Raw genomic sequence first — 21,041 nt, forward strand, 5'->3', positions numbered from 1 at the left:
GAGCCCCTGAGCGGACCCTGAACCGGGCCCCTTTCCGGGGCCCGGAGCAGCGGGCAGCACGTAGGCTCGGCGGTGACGCACGAAGCACCGCAAGACAGCCGTGACAGCAAGGAGACAGCCGTGTTCCCCGGTGGTGGCCAGCCCAACATGCAGCAGCTGCTGAAGCAGGCGCAGAAGATGCAGCAGGATCTCGCGAAGGCCCAGCAGGAGCTGGCCGAGACGAAGGTGAACGGTACGGCGGGCGGCGGCCTGGTCGAGGCGACGGTGACCGGCGCCGGTGAGCTGGTGGCGCTGACCATCGCCCCGGCGGCCGTGGACCCGGAGGACACCGAGACCCTGGCCGACCTGATCCTGGCGGCCGTCCGGGACGCCAGCCAGACCGCGCAGAAGATGCAGGCCGAGCGCATGGGCCCGCTGACCCAGGGCCTGGGCGGCGGCATCCCCGGTCTGCCGTTCTAACCTCGGCTTCGAGTTCCAGAAGGTCTGAAGTTCAGACGACAGACCCATGTGATTTATGTGGGAGTCGGGCGTCGGGCGCTGTGTCCGACGCCCGATTCGTTGGATGATGGCACCGGAGCACCACCGGCCATCCGGTGCCATCGGCGAGCCGGTACGCCGGCCGTCCGGCACCACGGCCGTCCGGCACCACCGACCAACCGGCATCACGGCCGTCCGGCACCACCGACCAACCGGTACCGCCGGACGACCGGCACCACCGACCATCCGAGGGAAGGCGCGACGTTGTACGAGGGCGTGGTTCAGGACCTGATCGACGAGCTGGGCAGGCTGCCCGGCGTCGGGCCCAAGAGCGCCCAGCGGATCGCCTTCCACGTGTTGCAGGCCGACCCGACCGACGTGCGCCGGCTGGCGCACGCCCTGCTGGAGGTCAAGGACAAGGTCCGCTTCTGCGTGGTCTGCGGCAACGTCGCGGAGGCCGAGCAGTGCCGGGTCTGCCTGGACCCCCGCCGCGACCTCGCCGTCATCTGCGTGGTCGAGGAGCCCAAGGACGTCGTCGCCATCGAGCGCACCCGTGAGTTCCGCGGCCGCTACCACGTGCTGGGCGGCGCGATCAGCCCCATCGAGGGCGTCGGCCCGGACGACCTGCGCATCCGCGAGCTGCTGTCGCGCCTCGCGGACGGCACGGTCACCGAGCTGATCCTGGCCACCGACCCCAACCTGGAGGGGGAGGCGACCGCCACCTACCTGGCCCGGCTCTGCAAGCCGATGGGCCTGAAGGTGACCCGTCTGGCGAGCGGCCTGCCCGTCGGCGGGGATCTGGAGTACGCGGACGAGGTCACCCTCGGCCGCGCCTTCGAAGGGAGACGACTGCTCGATGTCTGACCGGACGATCAACCAGCAGCCCCACACCCCCCGCCAGCAGTCCCACGGGGAACCCGGGGCCCACGCCCCGCACGCAGGGGCCCACGCCCCGCACGCGGACGTCCACGCCCCGCACACCCACGGCCACGGTTCGGAGCCGGACGACTTCGCCGTGCAGATCGCCGACTCGGTGGAGAGCTTCGTGCTCGCCGTCACCGAGGTCGCCAAGGGCGACGAGCCCGGCAGCGCGGTCTCGCTACTGCTCCTGGAGGTCTCGCAGCTGCTGCTGGCGGGCGGCCGACTGGGCGCGATCGAGGACGTCCTCCCGGAGGACCGCTTCGAGCCCGACGCGGGCCCCGAGCCGGACGGCGAGCAGCTGCGCGAGCGCCTCGCCGAGCTGCTCGCGCCGATCGACGTCTACCACGAGGTCTTCGACCCGTACGGTCCGCCGGAGAAGCCCAACGCCTTCCGGATCTCGGACGACCTGGCCGGCGTGGTCAGCGAGCTCCAGCACGGCCTGACCCACTACCGCGAGGGCCGGGTCAGCGAGGCGCTGTGGTGGTGGCAGTTCTCGTACCTCTCCAACTGGGGCACGACCTGTACGGCGGTGCTGCGGGCCCTGCAGTCGCTGATCGCCCACGTCCGGCTGGACAGCCCGATCGGCGCGGTGCCGGACGGCGCGGACACCGACGACGACGGGCTCACCGACGAGCAGCTGGAGCAGCAGGCGGGCGACCTGATGGCGGCCGAGCTCGGTCTGGGCCGCTAGGCAGTAGGTCGCAGCCGGTAGAGGAACGTCTGCAGGCGACAGGCGACAGGCGGCAGCCGGAATTCCGCAATGGCCGGCCCGGATTGTGACGGATGCCTCAGCGGCCCGGCCGGAAAAGGAAATCCGGCCGGATCGCCGCCCCCCGATCCGCCGATTCTTCGGAACCGCGCCGAATCGCCCGCAGACCTGGCGGCGGAGCCACCCACACGGCCGCTCACGTGCTGAAACTACCGTCTCACCATATGGAAAGCGCCAGTCGGAGCACCCCTGCTCGGTAGACTGACGACGACCGCACCCCCCTCTCCCCAGGGGGGTACGGGGGCCCGTAGCCCCCGGAAAAGACTTCGAGTCGAGGAGCGCACGTGGGCCTTGTCGTGCAGAAGTACGGCGGCTCATCCGTTGCGGATGCCGAAGGCATCAAGCGCGTGGCCCGCCGAATCGTTGACGCCAAGAAGGCCGGCCATGAGGTCGTCGTCGTGGTGTCCGCGATGGGCGACACGACGGACGAGCTCATCGAACTCGCCGAGCAGGTGTCACCGCTGCCTGCCGGCCGTGAGTTCGACATGCTGCTGACCGCTGGAGAGCGCATCTCCATGGCGCTGCTGGCCATGGCGATCAAATCCCTGGGGCACGAGGCGCAGTCCTTCACGGGCAGCCAGGCCGGTGTCATCACCGACTCCGTCCACAACAAGGCGCGCATCATCGACGTGACGCCGGGCCGCATCCGCACCGCCCTGGACCAGGGCAACATCGCGATCGTGGCCGGTTTCCAGGGCGTCTCCCAGACCAGCAAGGACATCACCACGCTGGGCCGGGGCGGCTCGGACACCACCGCCGTGGCGCTCGCCGCCGCGCTCAAGGCCGAGGTCTGCGAGATCTACACCGACGTGGACGGCGTGTTCACCGCCGACCCGCGCGTGGTGAAGAAGGCCCGCAAGATCGACTGGATCGCCTACGAGGACATGCTGGAGCTGGCCTCGTCGGGCTCCAAGGTCCTGCTCGATCGGTGTGTCGAGTACGCCCGTCGCTACAACATCCCGATTCACGTACGCTCGTCCTTCTCGGGTCTTCCCGGGACGATCGTCAGCAACGACAACCCGAACCAGCCCGAAGGGGGCGAGATGGAGCAGGCCATCATCTCCGGAGTCGCCCACGACACCTCCGAGGCCAAGGTCACGGTCGTCGGCGTGCCCGACAAGCCGGGCGAGGCGGCGCGCATCTTCCGCGCCATCGCCGACGCCGAGGTCAACATCGACATGGTGGTGCAGAACGTCTCCGCCGCGTCGACCGGCCTGACCGACATCTCCTTCACCCTGCCCAAGACCGAGGGCCAGAAGGCCATCGACGCACTGGGCCGGGTCAAGGAGGGCATCGGCTACGAGTCGCTGCGCTACGACGACGCGATCGGCAAGATCTCGCTGGTCGGCGCCGGCATGCGCTCCAACCCCGGGGTCACGGCGACCTTCTTCGAGGCGCTGTCCGCCGCGGGCGTCAACATCGAGCTGATCTCCACCTCGGAGATCCGCATCTCGGTGGTCACCCGCGCGGATGACGTCCCGGAGGCCGTCCGGGCCGTGCACAGCGCCTTCGGCCTGGACAGCGAGAGCGACGAGGCCGTCGTCTACGGCGGCACCGGGCGATGACCCGGGAGCGGAGCGGGAGCGCCGGGCGATGACCCGGGCACCGGGCCGGGACGCCGGACGATGACCTGGCGTCCGAACCTCGCCGTCGTCGGCGCCACCGGCGCGGTCGGCGAGGTGCTGCTCGGGCTGCTCTCCCTCCGCCAGGACGTCTGGGGCGACATCCGCCTCGTCGCCTCCCCGCGCTCGGCCGGCCGTACGGCGGTGGTGCGCGGGGAGTCCGTCCGGGTCGTCCCGCTGGCCGAGGAGGCCTTCGAGGGGGTCGACGTGGCGGTGTTCGCCGTCCCCGACCAGGTCTCCGCCCAGTGGGCGCCGATCGCGGCGGCCAAGGGCGTCGTGGTGATCGACGACTCGGCCGTCTTCCGCACCGCCGAGGACGTGCCGCTGGTCGTCCCCGAGGTCAACGCGGCCGCGCTGCGGATCCGCCCGCGCGGGATCGTCTCCAGTCCGGCCGGCACCACCCTCGCGATGATCGCCGTACTCGGCGCGCTGCACGCCGAGTACGGGCTGGCGCAGCTGGTGGTCGCCTCCTACCAGGCCGCCGACGGCGAGGGCCGCGCCGGCGAGGCGGCGCTGCGCGCGCAGACCGCTCTGGTGGCGGGCGCCGAGGTCGGCCGGCAGACCGGTGACCTGCGCGCGCTGATCGCCGATCAGGGTCCGTTCGCCGCCCCGCTCGCGTTCAACGCGGTGCCCTGGACCGGCGGGTTGCGCGAGGGCGGCTGGTCCGCCGAGGAGATGGGCATCCGCGACGAGTCCCGCAAGGTCCTCGGCCTGCCCGCCCTGAAGGTCTCGGCGACCTGTGTCCACATCCCGGTCGTCCGCACCCACGCGCTGGCGGTGCACGCCCGGTTCGAACGGGAGGTCACCCAGGAGCACGCGCAGGACATCCTGCGGGACGCGCCCGGCGTGGTCCTCTACGACGACCCGGCGGCGGGCGAGTTCCCGACGCCGAACGACGTGGTCGGAACGGACCCGGTCTGGGTCGGGCGGGTCCGGCGGGCGCTGGACGAACCGGACGCGCTGGACCTCTTCCTGTGCGGGGACAACCTGCGCAAGGGCGCGGCGCTCAACCTGGTGCAGCTGGCCGAGCTGGTGGCGGCGGAGCTGACGGCGGGCCAACCGACCGAGTAGGCGCCGGGTTTCCCCACCTGTGTCCCCACCTGTCCATACCTGTGTCCGCTCCTCGACACAATCTGTCCGGAATCCCGTGGGAATCCCCTGGAGCCCGCTTCCGCCGATGCGGAAGAATGGGCCCCGGGCCGGGCAACCATGACAGGGGATCGAGTGTCCAACGTGCGTGGCGAACGTGATGGTGGGGGCAAGGGCGGGCATCCCGGCGAGAGCCGCGGTGTCCTTCCCGTCGCGCGCCCCGTGGCCTGCGAGTAGGCCGGAAGAAGACCAGATGACGGCGGCCGCACCCGGTGCGGCGGACTCCGGCGCGGGTACCGACGCGGGTACCAGCGAGGACCTGCTCACCGCGACCTACCAGGCGCACTACCGCTCGCTGCTGCGGCTCGCCGCGCTGCTCCTCGACGACCTCTCGACCTGCGAGGACGTCGTCCAGGAGGCGTTCATCCGGGTGCACGCCGCCCGGCGCCGGGTGCGCGAGCCCGAGAAGACCCTGGCCTACCTCAGGCAGACGGTCGTCAACCTGTCCCGCTCCACGCTGCGCCGCCGCATCCTCGGGCTGCGACTGCTGCCGAAGCCCATGCCTGACATGGCCAGTGCAGAAGAAGGTGCCTACGATGCCCTGGAGCGCGACCAGTTGAAGGCCGCGCTACGTGGTCTGCAACGCCGTCAGCGGGAGGTTCTGGTGCTGCGTTACTTCGTGGACATGACGGAGGCGCAGGTCGCCGAGACCCTGGGCATCTCGCTCGGCTCGGTGAAGGCCTACGGCTCGCGTGGACTCGCCGCCCTCCGCGTCCAGATGGAGGCCGGACATGGCTGAGGCGGACGGCGCCTCCGACCCGAACGGGCCTGACGCCTCCATCCCGAACGTGCCCGCCGCGAACGTGCCCGCCCCGAACGTGCCCGCCCCGAACGCGCCCGGCGCCGCGAACGCGCCCGGCGCCGCGAACGCGCCCGGCGCCGCGAACGCGTCGTCGTCCGAGTCCGACTCCCTGACCCCGGAGCTGCCGGACCTGTCCACCGAGGAACGGGCACTGCGCGAACTGCTGCACGGCGCCGTCTCCGGCATCCAGCCCGCGTCCGAGGCGCTGCCGCGGATCCGCCGGGCGGTGCCCCGCCGCCAGGCCGCCCGGCGCGGTGCCTGGACCGGGGTGGCCGCGCTCGCCTTCGTCGTCGCGATCGGCCTGCCCGTCCTGCACGAGGGGGAGCACCTCGGGCTCTCCGTCGGCCCCGGATCGGCGGACGCCAAGAGCCCGGCCGCCACCTCCTCCAGCGGCGTCACCGGAAGCGCCGGCGGCACCGGCGGGGCCTCGCACGGGGACCCGAGCGGCACCGGCGGGGCCACGTCGCCGTCCGGTTCGGCCACGGCCCCGCACACCCCCGGCGGCGGGCTGACGCACACCGACGGCGGCGTCGCGCCCTCCGGCACCGGTGGCGCCGACGGCGGCGGCATCGTCCCGCTCTGCACCCGCACGGACCTCGGCGAGGGCGTCTCGCAGGTCGGCGCGGCCGACGGTACCGGGCGGATCTACGGCTCCTTCACGGTCTACAACGTCTCCGGGCACAGCTGCCGGCTCGGTGGGCCGGGCTCGGTGGCGGTCACCGCCGTCAGCGGCGGCGACCGCGGCCGCGTCCACTCCGCCGACCACGCCCCGGGCGACCCGGCCGCCGACCTGCCCGCGATGGACGGGGAGCCGCCGGTGCTCGCGCCGCGGGCCGGGTACCGGGTGCCGTTCGCCTGGGTCCCCGAACGGACCTGCACCGGCTCCGGTCCCCTGACCACCCCGGCGTCGAACGGCGTCAACCAGGTGGCCCTGCGCTCGGACGTCCCGGCCGTCGAGTCCGGTGCCCCGGCCTCCGTCACCAGCGACGCGCCCAGCGCCAACCCGCCGGCCTCCTCGTCCCCGTCGGCGGAACCCACCACGGCCCCCAGCCCGAGCGCCAGCCCGACCGGGAACCCGCCCACCGCGGCGCCCACCGTGACCATCGCCCACACCCCCGCCCCCGGCAGCCCGGCGGTCGCCACGGCGACCCTGCCCGTGTCGTGCGGCGGCACCGTCTACCGCGGCGGCGTCCAGGGCCTGGGCGGCCCGGCGCCGCAGCCGTCGGGCTCACCGACGGCGGGGTGACCGCCCGGCGGTGCCGGCGGTGCTTGGCGGGTCGTAGCGGGCCGGAGGCCGCCGGGTTCGGGGCCCGGGGGGCGGGCCGGGTGTGAGGAGTGGATACCGTGGGGGTGTGTACCGGTTCCTCCTGACTCCGCGCTGGCTCGGCGGCACCGTCGTGGCCGTGGCGGCCGTGGCGGTCTGCCTGTTCCTGGGCTCCTGGCAGCTCGGCCGGTTCGAGGACCGGGTGTCCACGCACCAGGAGACCAAGCAGGCGATCACCGCTTCGAGTGATGCCCGGCCGCTCGACGCGCTGCTCAACCAGGCGACCCCGCAGGTGACCACCGAGACCGTCGGCAGGACCGTCACGGTGACCGGCAGCTACGACACCGAACACCAACTGCTCGTCCCCAACCGCGTGGTGGACGGCAAGCAGGGCTACTACGTGCTCACCCCGCTGCGCACCCCCGACGGACACGCCGTCGCCGTGGTGCGCGGCTGGGCGGCCGGGGCCCCGGCCGTCGCCGGGCCGCCGCCGGGCGGAGAGGTGACGGTGACCGGGCGCCTGCAGGCCAACGAGGCCGTGGGCAGCAACGGCGCGGTGGCGGGCGGCCTGCCCGCCGGGCAGCTCGGCATGATCAACCGGGCGTCGCTGCTGAACGTGCTGGAGTACGACGGCTGGTACGACGGCTGGGTGGCCGCCGACGACGTGCCCGCCGGGCTGGCCTCCGTACCGAGCGTGCAGCCGCAGGGCGGGGACGGGCTCACCCTGCGCGCGTTCCAGAACCTGGGCTACACCCTGGAGTGGTTCGTCTTCGCCGGGTTCGTCGTCTTCATGTGGTTCCGCCTGGTGCGCCGCGAGGCGGAGGCGGAGCAGGACCGGGCCCTCGGACTGGACCCGGTCCTGGACTGACCGGCGGAGTCCCGCTCCGCCCCCGGCTCAGCGCTTGGTCGGCAGGGCCGGCGCCGGCGTCGGCTTGACCGCCGGCGGGGGCGGCGTCGGAGTGGGCGTCGGGAGGGCCGGCTGGGTCGGGAGCAGCGACTGGGTCGGCGAGGACGAGCCGCTGGGAAGCGGCGTTGGGTCGCTGTGGCAGTGGCCGTTGCCGCTGCCGTTACCGCTGCCGCCGTGGTCGTCGTCGGAGTCGTAGTGGTCGATGTGGTGGTGCACGGTGCGACCGCTCTTCGACCCCTTGGAGCCCTTCGAGCCCGAGGAGCCCGAGGAACCCTTGGAGCCGCTGGACCCCTTCGATCCCTTGGCGAGTTCGACGGTGCCGTCCGGGTCGGTCGGCTCGTACGCCGTCAGCAGCACGGACGTGCCCGCGGCCCCGCCACCGACCGTGCTCCCCGTGCTCCCCACGCCCGGTGCGCTCGCCTTGGTCGCGGTGGCGGGCGGTGCTGCGGGCGGTGCGGCGGGCGGTGTGGCAGTGGGTGCGGCGGGCGGCGTGGCGGCCGAGCTCGTGGGCACGACCGCCGAGGGGCTCGGCACCACCGGGCCCGCCGGGGGCGGGCAGGAGGCGTCGTTCTGCTGCGAGCCCGAGCAGCCGGTGAGCACCAGGGCCCCGGCGACCGCCGCCCCCGCGAGCATCAGCAGGCGTCTCACGCCTCCCCTCCGGCGCCGCTCGCGTCGGCCTCCGCCGGCGCCGCGCCCAGGTGCCGCCGGACGAAGTCGATCTCCAGCCGCAGCTGCTTGATCCGCTCCTCCACCACCAGCGACCCGTGCCCCGCGTCGAAGCGGTACACCTCGTGCGGCTTGCCGAGCCGCTCCAGCCGCTCGACGTAGTTGTCGATCTGCCGGATCGGGCAGCGCGGGTCGTTGACCCCGGCGCTGATGTACACCGGCACCCGCACCTGCTCGACGTAGGTCAGCGGCGAGGAGGCGGTGAAGCGCTCCGGGACCTCCTCCGGGGTGCCGCCGAAGAGCGTGCGGTCCAGCGACTTGAGCGCCTCCATCTCGTCGGCGTACGCCGTGTGGTAGTCCGCGACCGGCACGGCGGCCACGCCGAGGGCCCAGCTGTCGGGCTGGACGCCGAGGCCGAGCAGGGTCAGGTAGCCGCCCCAGCTGCCGCCGGTGAGCACCAGCCGGGCCGGGTCGGCGAGCCCGCTGTCGACGGCCCAGGCGCGGACCGCCGCGATGTCCTCCAGCTCGATCAGGCCGACCCGCTCGTGCAGCGCGTCCGTCCAGGCCTGGCCGTAGCCGGTCGAGCCGCGGTAGTTGACCCGGACCACCGCGAAGCCGTGGTCCAGCCAGGCGGCCGGGCCGGCGGCGAAGGAGTCGCTGTCGTGGTGGGTCGGGCCGCCGTGGATCTCGAACACGGTCGGGTACGGGCCCTGCGCGGGCGTCGTCGGCCGCTGCACCAGGGCGTGCACCCGCCCGCCGGGGCCGTCCACCCAGACGTCCTCGACCGGCACCGAACCGGGCGGCACCGCGCCGGGCGCCCGCAGCACGACCGTCCCGGCGGTGGAGCGGACGGCGGAGGGCTCGGCGGCGGAGGACCACAGGTACTCGACGGTGCCGTCCGGGCGGGCGGTGGCGCCGCCGACGGTGCCGCGCGGGGTGTCCAGGCGGGTCAGCAGGCCGTCGGCGAGTCCGTACGAGAACAGCTCGCTGCGCGCCTCGTACTCGTGCTCCACCAGCAGTTCCCCGGCGCCGGGGCGCCACTGCGCGGAGACGTCGCCGGGCAGTTCGCGGCCCTGCTCGTCGCGCAGCGGGAGGGCGGTCTCGACGCCGGTGGCGACGTCCCAGATCATCGGCTCCCAGCGGCCGGTGCGCTGGTGGGCGACCAGCAGGCGGGTGTCGCCCTCGACCGGGGCGAAGCCCAGGCAGGCGACGCCGCGCGGCTCGTCCCGGCCGGTGACCTCGTCCAGCTCGGCGACGGTCTCGACGCCGCCCTCCCCGGTGATCCGGACGACCCGGATCGCGGCGTGCATCGCGTCGCCGTGCTCGGTGTGGTCGATGGCGAGCAGCGTGCTGTCGTGGCTGAGGTCGCCGACGCCGCCGTACTCCTCGTGCCGGTAGATCTCGACCGGCTCGGCGCTGCCGGGGCGGTGCAGGTGCAGGGTGGTGCCGTCCTCGTCGGTGGAGCGGCCGACGACCACGGTGCCGTCGCGGCCGAGCACCAGGCCGGCCGAGTAGGAGGCGGCGAGGCCGGGCACGGCCTCCTCGTCGGGGCCTCCCGCGAACGGCTGGCGGCGCCAGACGCCGAACTCGTCGCCGTCGTGGTCGTCGAACCACCAGACCCAGTCGCCGTCGGGGGACAGCTCGGCGTCGGTGGTGCCGTTCGGACGGTCGGTGACCTGGCGGTGGGCGCCGGTGGCGCGGTCCCAGGCGTAGACCTCGTAGGTGCCGGTCGCGTTGGACACGTACAGCGCCCGGTCCGGGGCGTCCTCGGCCCAGTCGGGCAGCGACACCCGGGCCGCCCTGAACCTCTGCTCCCACGCCGGGACGGCGCTCTTCTCCTCGCTCATCCGACCATCCAACCCGATCGGGGGGAGGGAAGGGAACGGGCGGGCGGGCTTCGGCCCGCCCACCCGGGCGTCGGCGGGCGTGGTGAAGACCAGCCAGGCGCCGAGGGCGTCCGGACCACGGCCGAACCGGAGGTGCAGGGCGAGCACCAGGAAGAAGGAGCCCTGGCCGAGCCAGAAGGCGAGTTGGGCGAGCAGACCGGCGCTGAAGGGACGGCTGCGGAACAGCCGGGTGTCGACCGGCGGGGTGCCGGCGGTGGCGCCTTGACCGGTGGCGCTGGAGGTGGCGTTCGGGCTCTCCGACGGGGGAGCCGGAGGCAGCGAGACCGGTGGCAGCGCGGCCGGTGACGGCCCGGCGGGCGGCGGGGCGCGCGCCGACCGGCTGCCGACCGGCCTCGCCGCACTCGGACTGCTCACCGAACTCGCCGCCGGCCAGCCGCTGTTGTGGGTCCTGGGCGACAACCAGTGGATGGACCGGGCCTCACTGGACGCGCTGCTGCCGGCCGCCCGTCGGTTCCAGGCCGAGGGGGGGGGGGGGGCGTCCTGCTGCCCGCCGCCCGCACCGGCGGGGTGTCCGCGTCCGGGGCCGGCGGCACCCCGGCCGGCACCCCGCAGTCCCCCCCTCACCCCCCGGGAACTCCAGATCGCCCGCCTCGCCGCCCAGGGCCTCACCAACCGCGACATCGCCGACCGGCTCTTCCTCGGCCCCCGTACGGTCGCCCACCACCACTACAGGGCCTACCCGAAGCTCGACATCACCTCCCGCACCGAACTCACCACCGTCCTCTGACCGGACCCCGACCACGACGTGGGTGAACCACGCGCGGGCCCGGATCGGCGGAACGCCACGGAAGGACGTGCGCGGGGCACGGAAGGAGGAAGGTGCTCGGACGGATCCCCGTCGCCGGGTCGGCTGAGGCACGGTCACCCGGTGGGCCGGGCACAACGACAGAGGCCCTGCCGGATTTCTCCGGCAGGGCCTCTGCAGTGGGTCGGGGTGGCGGGATTTGAACCCACGGCCTCTTCGTCCCGAACGAAGCGCGCTACCAAGCTGCGCCACACCCCGGTCTTTCTGTTTGTCGCTCCGTCTCCTTCGCGACGAGTAGAACTCTACCGGACGCTCGCCTAGACACGAAATCCGGTTCCGGGCGGGCGTCCGGCGGGGGTCAGCGGGGGGCCGGGGTGAGGGTGAGGAGGGTGGCCTCGGGAGGGCAGGCGAAGCGGACGGGGGTGTAGCGGTTGGTGCCGCAACCGGCCGAGACGTGGAGGTACGAGCGGTGGCCGCCGGCGGTGTGGGTGGAGAGGCCCTTGACCCGCCGGGTGTCGATGTCGCAGTTGGTGACCAGGGCGCCGTAGAAGGGGATGCAGAGCTGGCCGCCGTGGGTGTGCCCGGCCAGGATCAGCGGGTAGCGGTCGGCGGTGAAGGCGTCGAGGACGCGCAGGTAGGGCGCGTGGACGACGGCGAGGGAGAGGTCGGCGTCGGCGGAGGGGCCGCCGGCGACCTCGCTGTAGCGGTCTCGGCGGATGTGCGGGTCGTCGAGGCCGGTGAACTCCAGGTCGAGGCCGTTCACGGTGAGGCGGCCGCGGGTGTTGGTGAGGTCGAGCCAGCCGGCCCCGTCGAAGCCGTCGCGGAGCTTCTCCCACGGGTTGTGGACGGCGCCGGTGATGCCGCGGCGGGCGGTGCCGTCGGGGTTGTTCAGGCCGTGGGCGCCGCTGCGCATGGCCTGGAGGTAGCGGGCCGGGTTCTTGCGGGCCGGTCCGTAGTAGTCGTTGGAGCCGAAGACGTAGACGCCCGGGAACTCCATGAGCGGCCCGAGCGCGTCGAGGGTGGCCGGGACGCCGAGCGGGTCGGAGAGGTTGTCGCCGGTGTTGACCACCAGGTCGGGGCGCAGGCCGGCCAGGCTCTTCAGCCAGCGCTGCTTCTTGCCCTGCCCGCTCACCATGTGGATGTCGGACACCTGGAGGATCCGGATCGGCCGGGCGCCGCGCGGGAGGACGGGGACCTCGATCCGGCGGAGGCGGAAGGCCCGGACCTCGTACCCGACGGAGTAGGCGAGACAGGCGGCGCCGGTGACGGCGATGCCGAGGGGAACGGAGTGCAGCGGTCGCATCAGGCCATGCTCTCAGACGGTCGATCAGCCGGCGCACGCCCGGCGTCGGCGGTGAGAGCGGCGGCCGTCGGCCCACCGGCCGTGCCCGGAGCGGCATTCCGGGCACGGCCGGCACTCCTGGCACGGCGGGTGCGGAGGGTACGGCGGGTACGGCGGTGCGGGCCGGTCCTCAGGCCGGGATGGCGTTGACGTACTCGCGCATCATCCGGGGGACCCGGTACGCGTACTGGTGCCCTCGCTTGACCTGGACGACGGAGAAGTCGACCAGCTCGGCCAGGACGTCGAGGTTGCGGGCGGGCTCCCGGCCGCCGTCGACCGGCTCCCGGCGGACGTCGTCGATGGAGAACTCCTCGGGGAACCGGGAGAGCCGTCTGAGCGCCCGGCGCTGCCGTTCGTCGAGCAGCCCGTACGCCCAGGCGAGGCTGCGGTGCAGCGAGCGGTGGTGGGAGAGCCCGCCGACCTCCTCCTGGCCGAGGATCGGCAGCACCCGGCACTCCTCCACCAGGACGTGCAGGGGCACCGAGCGCATCCGGACGGCCGCGTTCTCGATCGCGAGCGCCAGGCCGCCGAGGCGCCGGCAGAGCTCGACCACCTGCGGCATCTGGTCGCGGAGGTCGAGGGTGGGGACGACCGAGTGCACCCGGCGGCAGAACAGTTCGGCGGCGGGCGGGCAGCCGTAGGGGCCGTCCGGATGGTCGACCGGCAGCGGTGAGACCTCCCACAGGTCGGCGGGGACCCCGGCGGGCGCCCGCAGCGAGGTGATCATGATGTGGAGCGCAGGGTGGCGCGCCAGCAGCGCCCTGACCTGTCGGGCCACCGTGTCGATGACGTGCTCGGCGTTGTCGATGACCAGCAGCAGCTGTGGCTCGGGCGTGGTCCGCGGGTCGCGGTCGAAGCTCCGGAAGAGCGTGTCGAGCGCGCGCTGGGCCTGCGCCGCGGCGGCGGCCGGGTCGACGCCCTCGGGGCTCACCGAGCCGAGCTCCAGGACCACGACGCCGTCCCGGAAGCGGTCCAGCAGGTGGGCGGCCGAGTCCAGCGCCAGCCGGGTCTTGCCGACCCCGGCGGGGCCGGTGAGCACCAGCGGCCGGCCCGGGCGCAGGGCGGTCACGACGTGCAGCAGGTCGGCCCGGCGGCCGACGGTGATGTCCGTCTTGGGGCGCAGGCCCCGCCAGCGCGCGTTGTCCGGGAGTTCGGCGACGTGGGTCGGCCATCCGGCCTCCGGCCGGGCGGACAGCAGCTCGGCCGGAGCGCCCGCCTGGACGGCCCGGGAGAGCAGGGTGTCGTTCCGGTCGGTCGCCGCGGAGAACAGCGCGCCCACCAGGAGTTCCACGGAACTGCGCCGCGGATTCTTGATGGCGCCGGTTTCCAGGTTACGGATGGTGCGGACACTGACGGTGGAGTGTTCGGCTAATTGCTCCTGGCTCCATCCGATCATCTTCCGTTGGGTTACCAGCATCGATCGAAGCTGATTGTTGTCCATTCCCCCGCGCTTCCTGCCGTCGTGAGCAGAATAAAAGTCAGAACTCGATGCGCCGTTTTGGCGGCGCCAATCACTCCGAAAAACGATCACTGCCGGCCGGGCGGTCGGACAGCCGGGCGGAGCGCAGGCGTGAACGCTCGTGTCGGCCTGGGCCGCAGGGCGCCCGGACACAAGGTGTCAGGGTCGCACGGTGCTCGGGCAGCAGTGTGTCAGTGCTGTGGAATAATGAATCGGGGACGTGGTAACGGTTTGTCGCAGCTGTTCGTGGCGGCCTTCGGCGGTGATTCGGTGTTGATTCGACGGTGAGTTGATCGCCGCCATCGGGCTACTCGAGCGACGCGCGAACGAGTGTACTACGCGGACTTTTTTCGGCGAAGTGGTCACAACGTTCGATTTGCCCCCTTGAGACCGGCAACTTCACGTGGACCGCGGCAATTTTCGGCATTGCGGCCGAAATTGCACGAGCATTATCGGCCATCTTGGCCGGATCCATTCGTCCGCTCCCGGTCCCGGACGTCGACTGTTCACGGATTCGACCGCCGCGCGTTCCCGACCCGGATCGCCGCCCCGCTTCCGAGCGGAACCGCCCGCGAGCCGTGCGCTGTCGGGCGACGACCGGCCGGGACGGTCGGGGATACTCGTTCAACTGCGGAAATCCCGGTGGATGCCCAGCGGAAACCTGGTTGAGCCCACCCACGGCCGAAGGATAAGAAGAGGAAATGACAACGCTCAAGGAGCAGCTGCAAGCGGACCTCACGGCTGCCATCAAGGACCGGGACGAGCTTCGCGCGTCCACCATCCGGCTCACTCTGACCGCCGTCACCAGCGAGGAGGTGGCGGGCGAGCAGAAGCGCGAGCTGTCCGACGACGACGTGCTGAAGGTGATCGCTCGCGAGGCGAAGAAGCGTCGGGAGGCGGCCGAGGCCTTCGACACCGCCGGCCGGACGGACCAGGCGGCCCGCGAGCGGTCCGAGCGTGAGGTGCTGGCGGTCTACCTGCCCAAGCAGCTCTCCGACGAGGAGCTGGCCGCGATCGTCGTGGCCGCCGTGGCCACCGTGGCCGAGGGCGGCACGAGCGGCCCGCAGGCGATGGGCGCCGTCATGAAGCTGGTGAAGCCCAAGGTCGACGGCCTGGCCGAGGGCGGCCGGGTCGCCGCCGCGGTGAAGGCCGCCCTGGCCTGAACCGGCGCGCCCGGCCGCTCCCGCGCAGGGGGCCCGGTCGCGCCCGCCGTCCCGGGAGCATGCCGCCCCCGCGAGCACGCCCGGGAACACGCCCCGGAACATGCCGAAGGGGCGCCCTCCGCACTGGAGGGCGCCCCTTCGGCGTGTTCCGGGGGGCCGGTCACCCGGCCACCGGGTCAGCCGTTCCCGTTGCCGCCGCCGTGCCGGCCGCCGTTCCCGCCCCCGGGGAGGGGCGGGAAGGTGAACCCGCCCGGGAAGCCGCCCGGCAGCCCGCCGGGCTGGCCACCGGCCTGGCCGGGGTTGCCGCCCTGCTGCGGCGGCGGGGGGTTGCCGCCGGGCTGCGGGGCGTTCGGGTCGGCGGCTGGCGGGGTGGCACCGGCCGCGGGGGTGCCCGGCGCGGGAGCGGCCGGCTGCGGGTCCGGGATGTTGGCGGTCTGGATCGGCTCCAGCGGGGTGCCCTTGAGCGCCTGGTTCATCGCCATCGCCCAGATCGGGCCGGGGCCGTCGGCGCCGAACACCTCGGTGAAGGGCTTGCCGCCGATGGTGATGTTCTTCATCTTGACGCCGCCGGCCGGGCCGCCGAGCCAGACCGCGGTGGCCAGCGACGGGGTGTAGCCGCTGAACCAGGCGGCCTTCTTCTCGTCGGTGGTACCGGTCTTGCCGGCGATCTTGCGGCCGTCGTCCATAGTCAGGGCGGCCGCGGTGCCCTTCTCGGTCACGTTCAGCAGGACGGCGTTGAGCGAGTCGGCGGTCTGCTCGGAGAAGGCCTGGCTGCACTGGGACTGCGGGACCGGGATGTCCTTGCCGTCCACCGTGGTGATCTTGTTGATCGCGACCGGGGTGCAGTACTTGCCGCGGGCGGCGAAGGTCGCGTAGACGTTCGCCATGGTCAGCGGCGAGAGCTCCAGGGTGCCGAGGACCATCGAGGGCACCTCCTGGAAGGCGTCGCCCTTGGCGGACTGGGTGATGCCCAGCTTGTTGGCCATCTGCTTCATCGCGCAGAGGCCGACCTGCTGCTCCATCTGCACGAAGTAGGTGTTGACCGAGCGGGCCATCGCCTCCTTCAGCTGGTACGGCCCGACCTCGCTGTCCTGCTCGTTCTTCACCGTCTCCTTGGGCTTGACGGTGTTCTTCCAGGTGCCCGAGCAGGTGGACATCTGCGGGTACTCGATCTTGTTCTCGGACGGGAACGCCTGGGTGTTCGACATGCCCGACTCCAGCGCGGCCGCGGCCAGGATCGGCTTGAAGGTCGAACCGGTCTGGAACCCGTTGCCGCCGCCCATCGCGGCGTCCACGTTGAGGTTGACGACGGTCTGGTTCTTGTTGGAGTCCAGGCCGTACGGGCGGGTCTGGGCCATCGCGAGGATCTTGCCGGTGCCCGGCTCCATCATGGTCGCGGCGGCCGACACCGTGTCGGTCACGTAGACCTTCTTGGTGACGGCGTTCTGGGCGGCGGCCTGCTTGTCCGGGTCCAGCGTGGTGTAGATGTTCAGGCCCCCGGTGTTCCACACCTTCTTGCGCTCGTCGGCGCTCTTGCCGAAGGCCGGGTCCTGCTTGACCACGTGACGGACGTAGTCGCAGAAGAAGCCCATGCCGGCCTGGGCGGTGATGCAGCCGTTCTGCGGGTCCTTGTACTTCAGGCCCAGCGGGGCGGCCTTCGCCTCCTTCGCCTGGTCGGCGGTGATGTGCTTGTTCTCCAGCATCTTGTCGATCACGACGTTGCGGCGCTTGACCGTGTTCTCGGGGTAGCGCACCGGGTCGTAGGACGACGGGTTCTGCACCATGCCGGCCAGGGTGGCGGCCTCGGCGATGGTCAGGTCCTTGTTGCTCTTGCTGAAGTAGCGCTGGGAGGCGGCCTCGACCCCGTAGGCCTGGTGGCCGTAGAAGGTGATGTTGAGGTAGTTGGTGAGGATCTGGTCCTTGGACAGGTCCTCCTCCAGCTTGATGGCGACCTTGAGCTCCTGGATCTTGCGGCCCAGGGTCTTGCGCTGGGCCTCCAGGACGGCCGCCTGGTCGTCGCCGGCCTTCTCCACGTTGACGTTCTTCACGTACTGCTGGGTCAGCGTCGAAGCGCCCTGCGCGGTGGTGCCGCTCTCCGCGTTCTTGCTGATCGCGCGGAGCACGCCCTTGAGGTCGACGGCGCCGTGCTCGTAGAAGCGGGCGTCCTCGATGTCCACCTGGGCGTGCCGCATGAACGGTGACATCTGGTCGGCGGTGATGACGGTGCGGTCGCGCTCGTAGACCTTGGCGATCAGGCCGCCCTTGGCGTCGAAGACCTGGGTCGCCTGGGTCAGCGGCGGCGTCTTGAAGTCGTCGGAGATGTTGGAGAAGCTCTCCGCCGTGTCCTTGGCGGTCAGCCCGATGGCGCCGACGGCGGGCAGGGCGAGGCCTGCCAGCAGGACTCCGGAGAGCACGCTGACGCCCAGGAACTTCACGCCGTTGCCGACGTGCTCCATCGGGGATCCGTCGGCCTTGCCGCGCGGAGCTCCGGTGTTGCCTGGGGGCTGGGATGCCTGAGGGCGCTTCGGTGCCATGGGGAGAACCCTACGTTGCGGATTCCCGCACACCGGGGCAGGTGTTCGCCTAGGCTTGTCACAAGCTTGCGACAGCTTCGGTGCGTCAACATCATTCACTCTTGTGGGCGAGGAGAGTTGCCCGGATTGCCCGATGATGACCGGGTTCTGAGGCGACTGTGGCCTGTTGTGCCCGTGTGGCCGGTTGCGCTCCGTGACGACTCCTGTGGCGAGCGTGGGGACGCCGCTCTTGGCAAGGTGTGCGACCTGCGATCACTCCAACGAGTGAGCTGATCGCCACCCATAGTCCGATTGGGTCATTCGAGATTGAGCCCGAAGGGGCTGTTGCAAGCTGTCGTTCTTCCGTAACGTCCTCAACTGGCAACGGTGAATATGCCGTTGCCGCCGTGGGGGAGCCTCGAATACGGGAGAGGACGGCGCCGGCATGGGCTGGGTTGACGACTGGAGTGCGCAGGCCGCCTGTCGCACGAGTGATCCGGACGAACTGTTCGTCCAGGGGGCGGCACAGAACCGCGCGAAGGCGGTGTGCAGTGGCTGCCCCGTCCGGACGGAGTGCCTCGCGGACGCCCTGGACAACCGGGTGGAGTTCGGGGTGTGGGGCGGGATGACGGAGCGGGAGCGCCGGGCGCTGCTGCGCCGCCGCCCGACCGTCATCTCATGGCGGAAGCTGCTGGAGACGGCGCGCACCGAGTACGAGGAGTCCCTCGCGACCGGGGTGATACTGACGGACTACGCCCAGGCGGGCTGAGCCCGGCCGCACCGCGCGGTCCGGGCCGGTCGGCCCTCGGGCGCGGGCCACCGCACGCCGGTGGTCACCCCCGCGCCGTCAGCCGGGCCGTGGCTCCGGCGAGATCGCGCCTCCGGCGAGAGGTCACGCCACACCGTCGGCTACTCGGCGCCGTTGAGCCGCTCCCCGATGGCCCGCAGGCCGTCCAGGTCGTGCACGTCCCCCGGCAGCGCCGGCACCTCCACGATCGGCACGTCCGGGTACACCGAGACGAAGCGGTCGCGGGTGCGGCGTTCGCGCCCCATGATCTGCATCCGCTCGGCGTGCAGCCGCAGCAGCCCGGCCGCGAGCAGCTCGGCCTCCGGCGAGGCGTGCTCCGAGCCGTTCTCCTCCAGTGTCTCGGCGGCCGCCAGCGCCCGTTCCGCGGTGAGCTGCGGTGCCCCGGTGTCGTGCACCCGGTTGAGCACCAGCCCGGCCAGCGGCATCCGGTCCGCGGCCAGCCGGTCCACGAAGTACGCGGCCTCGCGCAGCGCGTCCCGCTCCGGCGCGGCCACCACCAGGAACGCCGTGCCCGGCGCCTTGAGCAGCTGGTACGTGCGGTCCGCGCGCTCCCGGAAGCCGCCGAACATCGAGTCCATCGCGCTGACGAAGGTCTGCACGTCGGTGAGCAGTTGGGCGCCGAAGATCTTGCCGAGGGCGCCGGTGAGCAGGCCCATCCCGGCGTTCAGGAAGCGCATCGCGCTGCGCCCGCCGACCTTGGCCGGGGCGGTCAGGATCCGGATCACCCGGCCGTCCAGGAAGGACCCGAGCCGGTTGGGCGCGTCCAGGAAGTCCAGCGCCGAGCGGGACGGCGGGGTGTCCACGACGATCAGGTCCCACTCCTCGGCGGCGCGCAGCTGCCCGAGCTTCTCCATCGCCATGTACTCCTGCGTGCCCGCGAAGCCGGCCGACAGGGACTGGTAGAAGGGGTTCTCCATGATCGCCCGGGCCCGTTCGGGCTCGGCGTGGGCCAGCACGACCTCGTCGAAGGTCCGCTTCATGTCCAGCATCATGGCCTGGAGTTCGCCCTCACCGCTGACGCCCTTGACCACCCTGGGGGTGTTGTCGAGCTCGGTGAGGCCCATCGACTGGGCGAGCCGGCGGGCCGGGTCGATGGTCAGCACCACGACCTTGCGGCCGCGTTCGGCGGCCCGCAGGCCGAGCGCCGCGGCGGTGGTGGTCTTGCCGACGCCGCCGGAGCCGCAGCAGACGATGATCCTGGTCTTCGGGTTGTCGATCAGCTCGTCCACCGCGAGCCGCCGACCGGTGCTCCGCACCCCGCTGTTCGAGGTCATGCCGCCCCCTGTCGCTTCAGTTCGCCCGCCAGCCGGTACAGCCCGCCGAGGTCCACGCCCTCGCCCAGCAGCGGAAGTTCGTACGTGGGGAGCCGCAGCTGCTGGATGTCGGCGCGCTGCGCGCGTTCCAGCTCGACCCGCTCGGCGTGCTCCCTGGCCTGGTCCAGCAGCGGGTCGAGCAGCGGCTCCACCGCCGCCCTGACCTTCTCCGCGGTGCGCGTACGGCCGCCGAGCCCGGCCTCCCCGAGCGCCAGGGCGACCTCCTCGCGGTGGTCCCCGTCCACCGCGGCCACCGCCGCCGCGTCCAGCACCGGGGGCCGGACCATGTTGACCATCACCCCGCCCACCGGGAGCTTCGCCTCGCGCAGCTCCGCGATGCCGTCGACCGTCTCCTGCACCGGCATCTCCTCCAGCAGGGTGACCAGGTGCACCGCGGTCTCCGGCGACTTCAGCACCCGCATCACGGCCTGCGCCTGGGTGTGTATCGGGCCGATCCTGGCCAGCCCGGCGACCTCGGAGTTGACGTTCAGGAACCGGGTCAGCCGCCCGGTCGGCGGGGCGTCCATCACCACCGCGTCGTAGCGCCGCCGGCCGTCCTGGTCCTTGCGCCTGGTCGCCTCGCAGGCCTTGCCGGTGAGCAGGACGTCCCGCACGCCGGGCGCGATGGTGGTGGCGAAGTCGACGAAGCCGACCTTCTGGAGCGCCTTCCCGGCCCGGCCGAGCTTGTAGAACATCTCCAGGTACTCCAGCAGCGCCAGCTCGGTGTCGATCGCCAGCGCGAAGACCTCGCCGGGCCCGCCCTCCCCGGCCGGGAGCCCCAGTTGGGGGCGGGAGACCGAGGCGATCCGGCGCTCCTCGTACGGGAGTGCGGCGATCCCGAACAGCTCGGCGACGCCCTGCCGGCCCTCGACCTCGATCAGCAGCACCCGTCCGCCGTCCGCGGCGAGCGCCAGGGCCAGCGCCGCGGCCAGCGTGGTCTTCCCGGTGCCGCCCTTGCCGCTGACCACGTGCAGCCGGACGCCCTCCCAGTCGGGGTCGCGCCGGGCCTCCTGGTCGGGGGTGCGTGCCACGCTCCGTCTCCGTCCGTCTCCGTCCTACGGGCGTCCCCTCCTGACGAGGGTGCCCCTCACCAGGGTGCCCTCCCGCGAGGGTAACCAGGGAGCGCACCGGATGCCCGGAGCACCTGGGCCGTCAGGCCCGATCATGCCCTCTTTGTGCCCCACCTCACACGCCCGGGGGCGGGCGGCGCGGTT

18 protein-coding genes and 1 tRNA gene are annotated in these 21,041 nt (G+C 72.5%); 11 read left to right on the forward strand and 8 right to left on the reverse strand.

Going from position 1 to position 21,041, the window contains the following annotated elements:
* The first annotated feature begins 120 nt into the window (after positions 1 to 120).
* From ACGF0D_RS07335 to ACGF0D_RS07370, 8 genes are all read left to right on the forward strand, one after another.
* Positions 121 to 459: a YbaB/EbfC family nucleoid-associated protein gene (locus tag ACGF0D_RS07335; RefSeq protein ID WP_392868351.1), complete on the forward strand. Its 339-nt coding sequence runs from the start codon at positions 121 to 123 to the stop codon at positions 457 to 459.
* A 282-nt stretch (positions 460 to 741) separates the two neighbouring features.
* Entirely contained in the window at positions 742 to 1,341 is a 600-nt protein-coding gene (recR, locus tag ACGF0D_RS07340; RefSeq protein ID WP_350575393.1) for a recombination mediator RecR, read from the forward strand.
* Entirely contained in the window at positions 1,334 to 2,089 is a 756-nt protein-coding gene (locus ACGF0D_RS07345; RefSeq protein ID WP_392914259.1) for a DUF5063 domain-containing protein, read from the forward strand. Before recR ends, ACGF0D_RS07345 begins: the two co-directional genes overlap by 8 nt.
* A 362-nt stretch (positions 2,090 to 2,451) precedes the next feature.
* Positions 2,452 to 3,732: an aspartate kinase gene (locus tag ACGF0D_RS07350; protein ID WP_316522622.1), complete on the forward strand. Its 1,281-nt coding sequence runs from the start codon at positions 2,452 to 2,454 to the stop codon at positions 3,730 to 3,732.
* 60 nt (positions 3,733 to 3,792) lie between these two features.
* Positions 3,793 to 4,860, forward strand: coding sequence for an aspartate-semialdehyde dehydrogenase (locus ACGF0D_RS07355; RefSeq protein WP_392914260.1), 1,068 nt, complete (start codon positions 3,793 to 3,795; stop codon positions 4,858 to 4,860).
* 271 nt (positions 4,861 to 5,131) lie between these two features.
* Entirely contained in the window at positions 5,132 to 5,677 is a 546-nt protein-coding gene (locus ACGF0D_RS07360) for a SigE family RNA polymerase sigma factor (RefSeq protein WP_392868345.1), read from the forward strand.
* Entirely contained in the window at positions 5,670 to 6,986 is a 1,317-nt protein-coding gene (locus tag ACGF0D_RS07365; RefSeq protein ID WP_392914261.1) for a hypothetical protein, read from the forward strand. The genes ACGF0D_RS07360 and ACGF0D_RS07365 overlap by 8 nt, the downstream gene beginning before the upstream one ends.
* A 106-nt stretch (positions 6,987 to 7,092) precedes the next feature.
* Entirely contained in the window at positions 7,093 to 7,872 is a 780-nt protein-coding gene (locus ACGF0D_RS07370; protein ID WP_392868341.1) for an SURF1 family protein, read from the forward strand.
* A gap of 27 nt (positions 7,873 to 7,899) precedes the next feature.
* On the opposite strand, the gene ACGF0D_RS07375 is transcribed toward ACGF0D_RS07370, so the two are convergent.
* Positions 7,900 to 8,559, reverse strand: coding sequence for a hypothetical protein (locus tag ACGF0D_RS07375; protein ID WP_392914262.1), 660 nt, complete (start codon positions 8,557 to 8,559; stop codon positions 7,900 to 7,902).
* Positions 8,556 to 10,424, reverse strand: coding sequence for a S9 family peptidase (locus tag ACGF0D_RS07380; protein ID WP_392914355.1), 1,869 nt, complete (start codon positions 10,422 to 10,424; stop codon positions 8,556 to 8,558). Before ACGF0D_RS07380 ends, ACGF0D_RS07375 begins: the two co-directional genes overlap by 4 nt.
* Positions 10,425 to 10,890: 466 nt before the next feature.
* On the opposite strand from ACGF0D_RS07380, the gene ACGF0D_RS07385 reads away from it, so the two are divergent.
* The gene (locus ACGF0D_RS07385; protein WP_392914263.1) at positions 10,891 to 11,211 is read left to right on the forward strand and encodes a helix-turn-helix transcriptional regulator; all 321 of its coding nucleotides are present in this window, start codon (positions 10,891 to 10,893) and stop codon (positions 11,209 to 11,211) included.
* 202 nt (positions 11,212 to 11,413) lie between these two features.
* On the opposite strand, the gene ACGF0D_RS07390 is transcribed toward ACGF0D_RS07385, so the two are convergent.
* The 3 genes from ACGF0D_RS07390 to ACGF0D_RS07400 form a co-directional block, all read right to left on the reverse strand.
* Positions 11,414 to 11,487: transfer RNA gene (locus ACGF0D_RS07390), tRNA-Pro, on the reverse strand.
* Between the two features lie 100 nt (positions 11,488 to 11,587).
* A complete protein-coding gene (locus tag ACGF0D_RS07395; RefSeq protein WP_392914264.1) occupies positions 11,588 to 12,532 on the reverse strand; it encodes a metallophosphoesterase in 945 nt (314 codons plus the stop codon).
* A gap of 169 nt (positions 12,533 to 12,701) precedes the next feature.
* Entirely contained in the window at positions 12,702 to 13,988 is a 1,287-nt protein-coding gene (locus ACGF0D_RS07400; protein WP_392914265.1) for a helix-turn-helix domain-containing protein, read from the reverse strand.
* A gap of 743 nt (positions 13,989 to 14,731) precedes the next feature.
* Between ACGF0D_RS07400 and ACGF0D_RS07405 the strand changes: the two genes are divergently transcribed.
* Positions 14,732 to 15,193: a GatB/YqeY domain-containing protein gene (locus ACGF0D_RS07405; RefSeq protein WP_392914266.1), complete on the forward strand. Its 462-nt coding sequence runs from the start codon at positions 14,732 to 14,734 to the stop codon at positions 15,191 to 15,193.
* A gap of 176 nt (positions 15,194 to 15,369) precedes the next feature.
* On the opposite strand, the gene ACGF0D_RS07410 is transcribed toward ACGF0D_RS07405, so the two are convergent.
* Positions 15,370 to 17,649, reverse strand: a complete 2,280-nt coding sequence (locus tag ACGF0D_RS07410; RefSeq protein ID WP_392914267.1) for a transglycosylase domain-containing protein — start codon at positions 17,647 to 17,649, stop codon at positions 15,370 to 15,372.
* A 502-nt stretch (positions 17,650 to 18,151) separates the two neighbouring features.
* Between ACGF0D_RS07410 and ACGF0D_RS07415 the strand changes: the two genes are divergently transcribed.
* On the forward strand, positions 18,152 to 18,475 hold the full coding sequence (locus ACGF0D_RS07415) for a WhiB family transcriptional regulator (protein WP_195911063.1): 324 nt from the start codon (positions 18,152 to 18,154) through the stop codon (positions 18,473 to 18,475).
* A gap of 140 nt (positions 18,476 to 18,615) precedes the next feature.
* On the opposite strand, the gene ACGF0D_RS07420 is transcribed toward ACGF0D_RS07415, so the two are convergent.
* Positions 18,616 to 19,788, reverse strand: coding sequence for an ArsA family ATPase (locus ACGF0D_RS07420; protein WP_392868258.1), 1,173 nt, complete (start codon positions 19,786 to 19,788; stop codon positions 18,616 to 18,618).
* Positions 19,785 to 20,858 (reverse strand): ArsA-related P-loop ATPase, encoded by a 1,074-nt coding sequence (locus tag ACGF0D_RS07425; protein WP_392914268.1) that lies wholly within the window; start codon positions 20,856 to 20,858, stop codon positions 19,785 to 19,787. The genes ACGF0D_RS07420 and ACGF0D_RS07425 overlap by 4 nt, the downstream gene beginning before the upstream one ends.
* Positions 20,859 to 21,041: the final 183 nt, after the last annotated feature.

The sequence above is a fragment of the Kitasatospora sp. NPDC048298 genome (genome assembly GCF_043201465.1).
Classification (GTDB): Bacteria; Actinomycetota; Actinomycetes; order Streptomycetales; family Streptomycetaceae; genus Kitasatospora.

Bases quoted from the DNA above. Each gene is read 5' to 3' on its own strand.
- ACGF0D_RS07345 (WP_392914259.1), top strand. From the start codon at position 1,334: ATGTCTGACCGGACGATCAACCAGCAGCCCCACACCCCCCGCCAGCAG.
- ACGF0D_RS07355 (WP_392914260.1), top strand. From the start codon at position 3,793: ATGACCTGGCGTCCGAACCTCGCCGTCGTCGGCGCCACCGGCGCGGTC.
- ACGF0D_RS07360 (WP_392868345.1), top strand. From the start codon at position 5,132: ATGACGGCGGCCGCACCCGGTGCGGCGGACTCCGGCGCGGGTACCGAC.
- ACGF0D_RS07365 (WP_392914261.1), top strand. From the start codon at position 5,670: ATGGCTGAGGCGGACGGCGCCTCCGACCCGAACGGGCCTGACGCCTCC.
- ACGF0D_RS07380 (WP_392914355.1), bottom strand. From the start codon at position 10,424: ATGAGCGAGGAGAAGAGCGCCGTCCCGGCGTGGGAGCAGAGGTTCAGG.
- ACGF0D_RS07385 (WP_392914263.1), top strand. From the start codon at position 10,891: ATGGACCGGGCCTCACTGGACGCGCTGCTGCCGGCCGCCCGTCGGTTC.
- ACGF0D_RS07395 (WP_392914264.1), bottom strand. From the start codon at position 12,532: ATGCGACCGCTGCACTCCGTTCCCCTCGGCATCGCCGTCACCGGCGCC.
- ACGF0D_RS07400 (WP_392914265.1), bottom strand. From the start codon at position 13,988: ATGCTGGTAACCCAACGGAAGATGATCGGATGGAGCCAGGAGCAATTA.
- ACGF0D_RS07405 (WP_392914266.1), top strand. From the start codon at position 14,732: ATGACAACGCTCAAGGAGCAGCTGCAAGCGGACCTCACGGCTGCCATC.
- ACGF0D_RS07410 (WP_392914267.1), bottom strand. From the start codon at position 17,649: ATGGAGCACGTCGGCAACGGCGTGAAGTTCCTGGGCGTCAGCGTGCTC.
- ACGF0D_RS07415 (WP_195911063.1), top strand. From the start codon at position 18,152: ATGGGCTGGGTTGACGACTGGAGTGCGCAGGCCGCCTGTCGCACGAGT.
- ACGF0D_RS07420 (WP_392868258.1), bottom strand. From the start codon at position 19,788: ATGACCTCGAACAGCGGGGTGCGGAGCACCGGTCGGCGGCTCGCGGTG.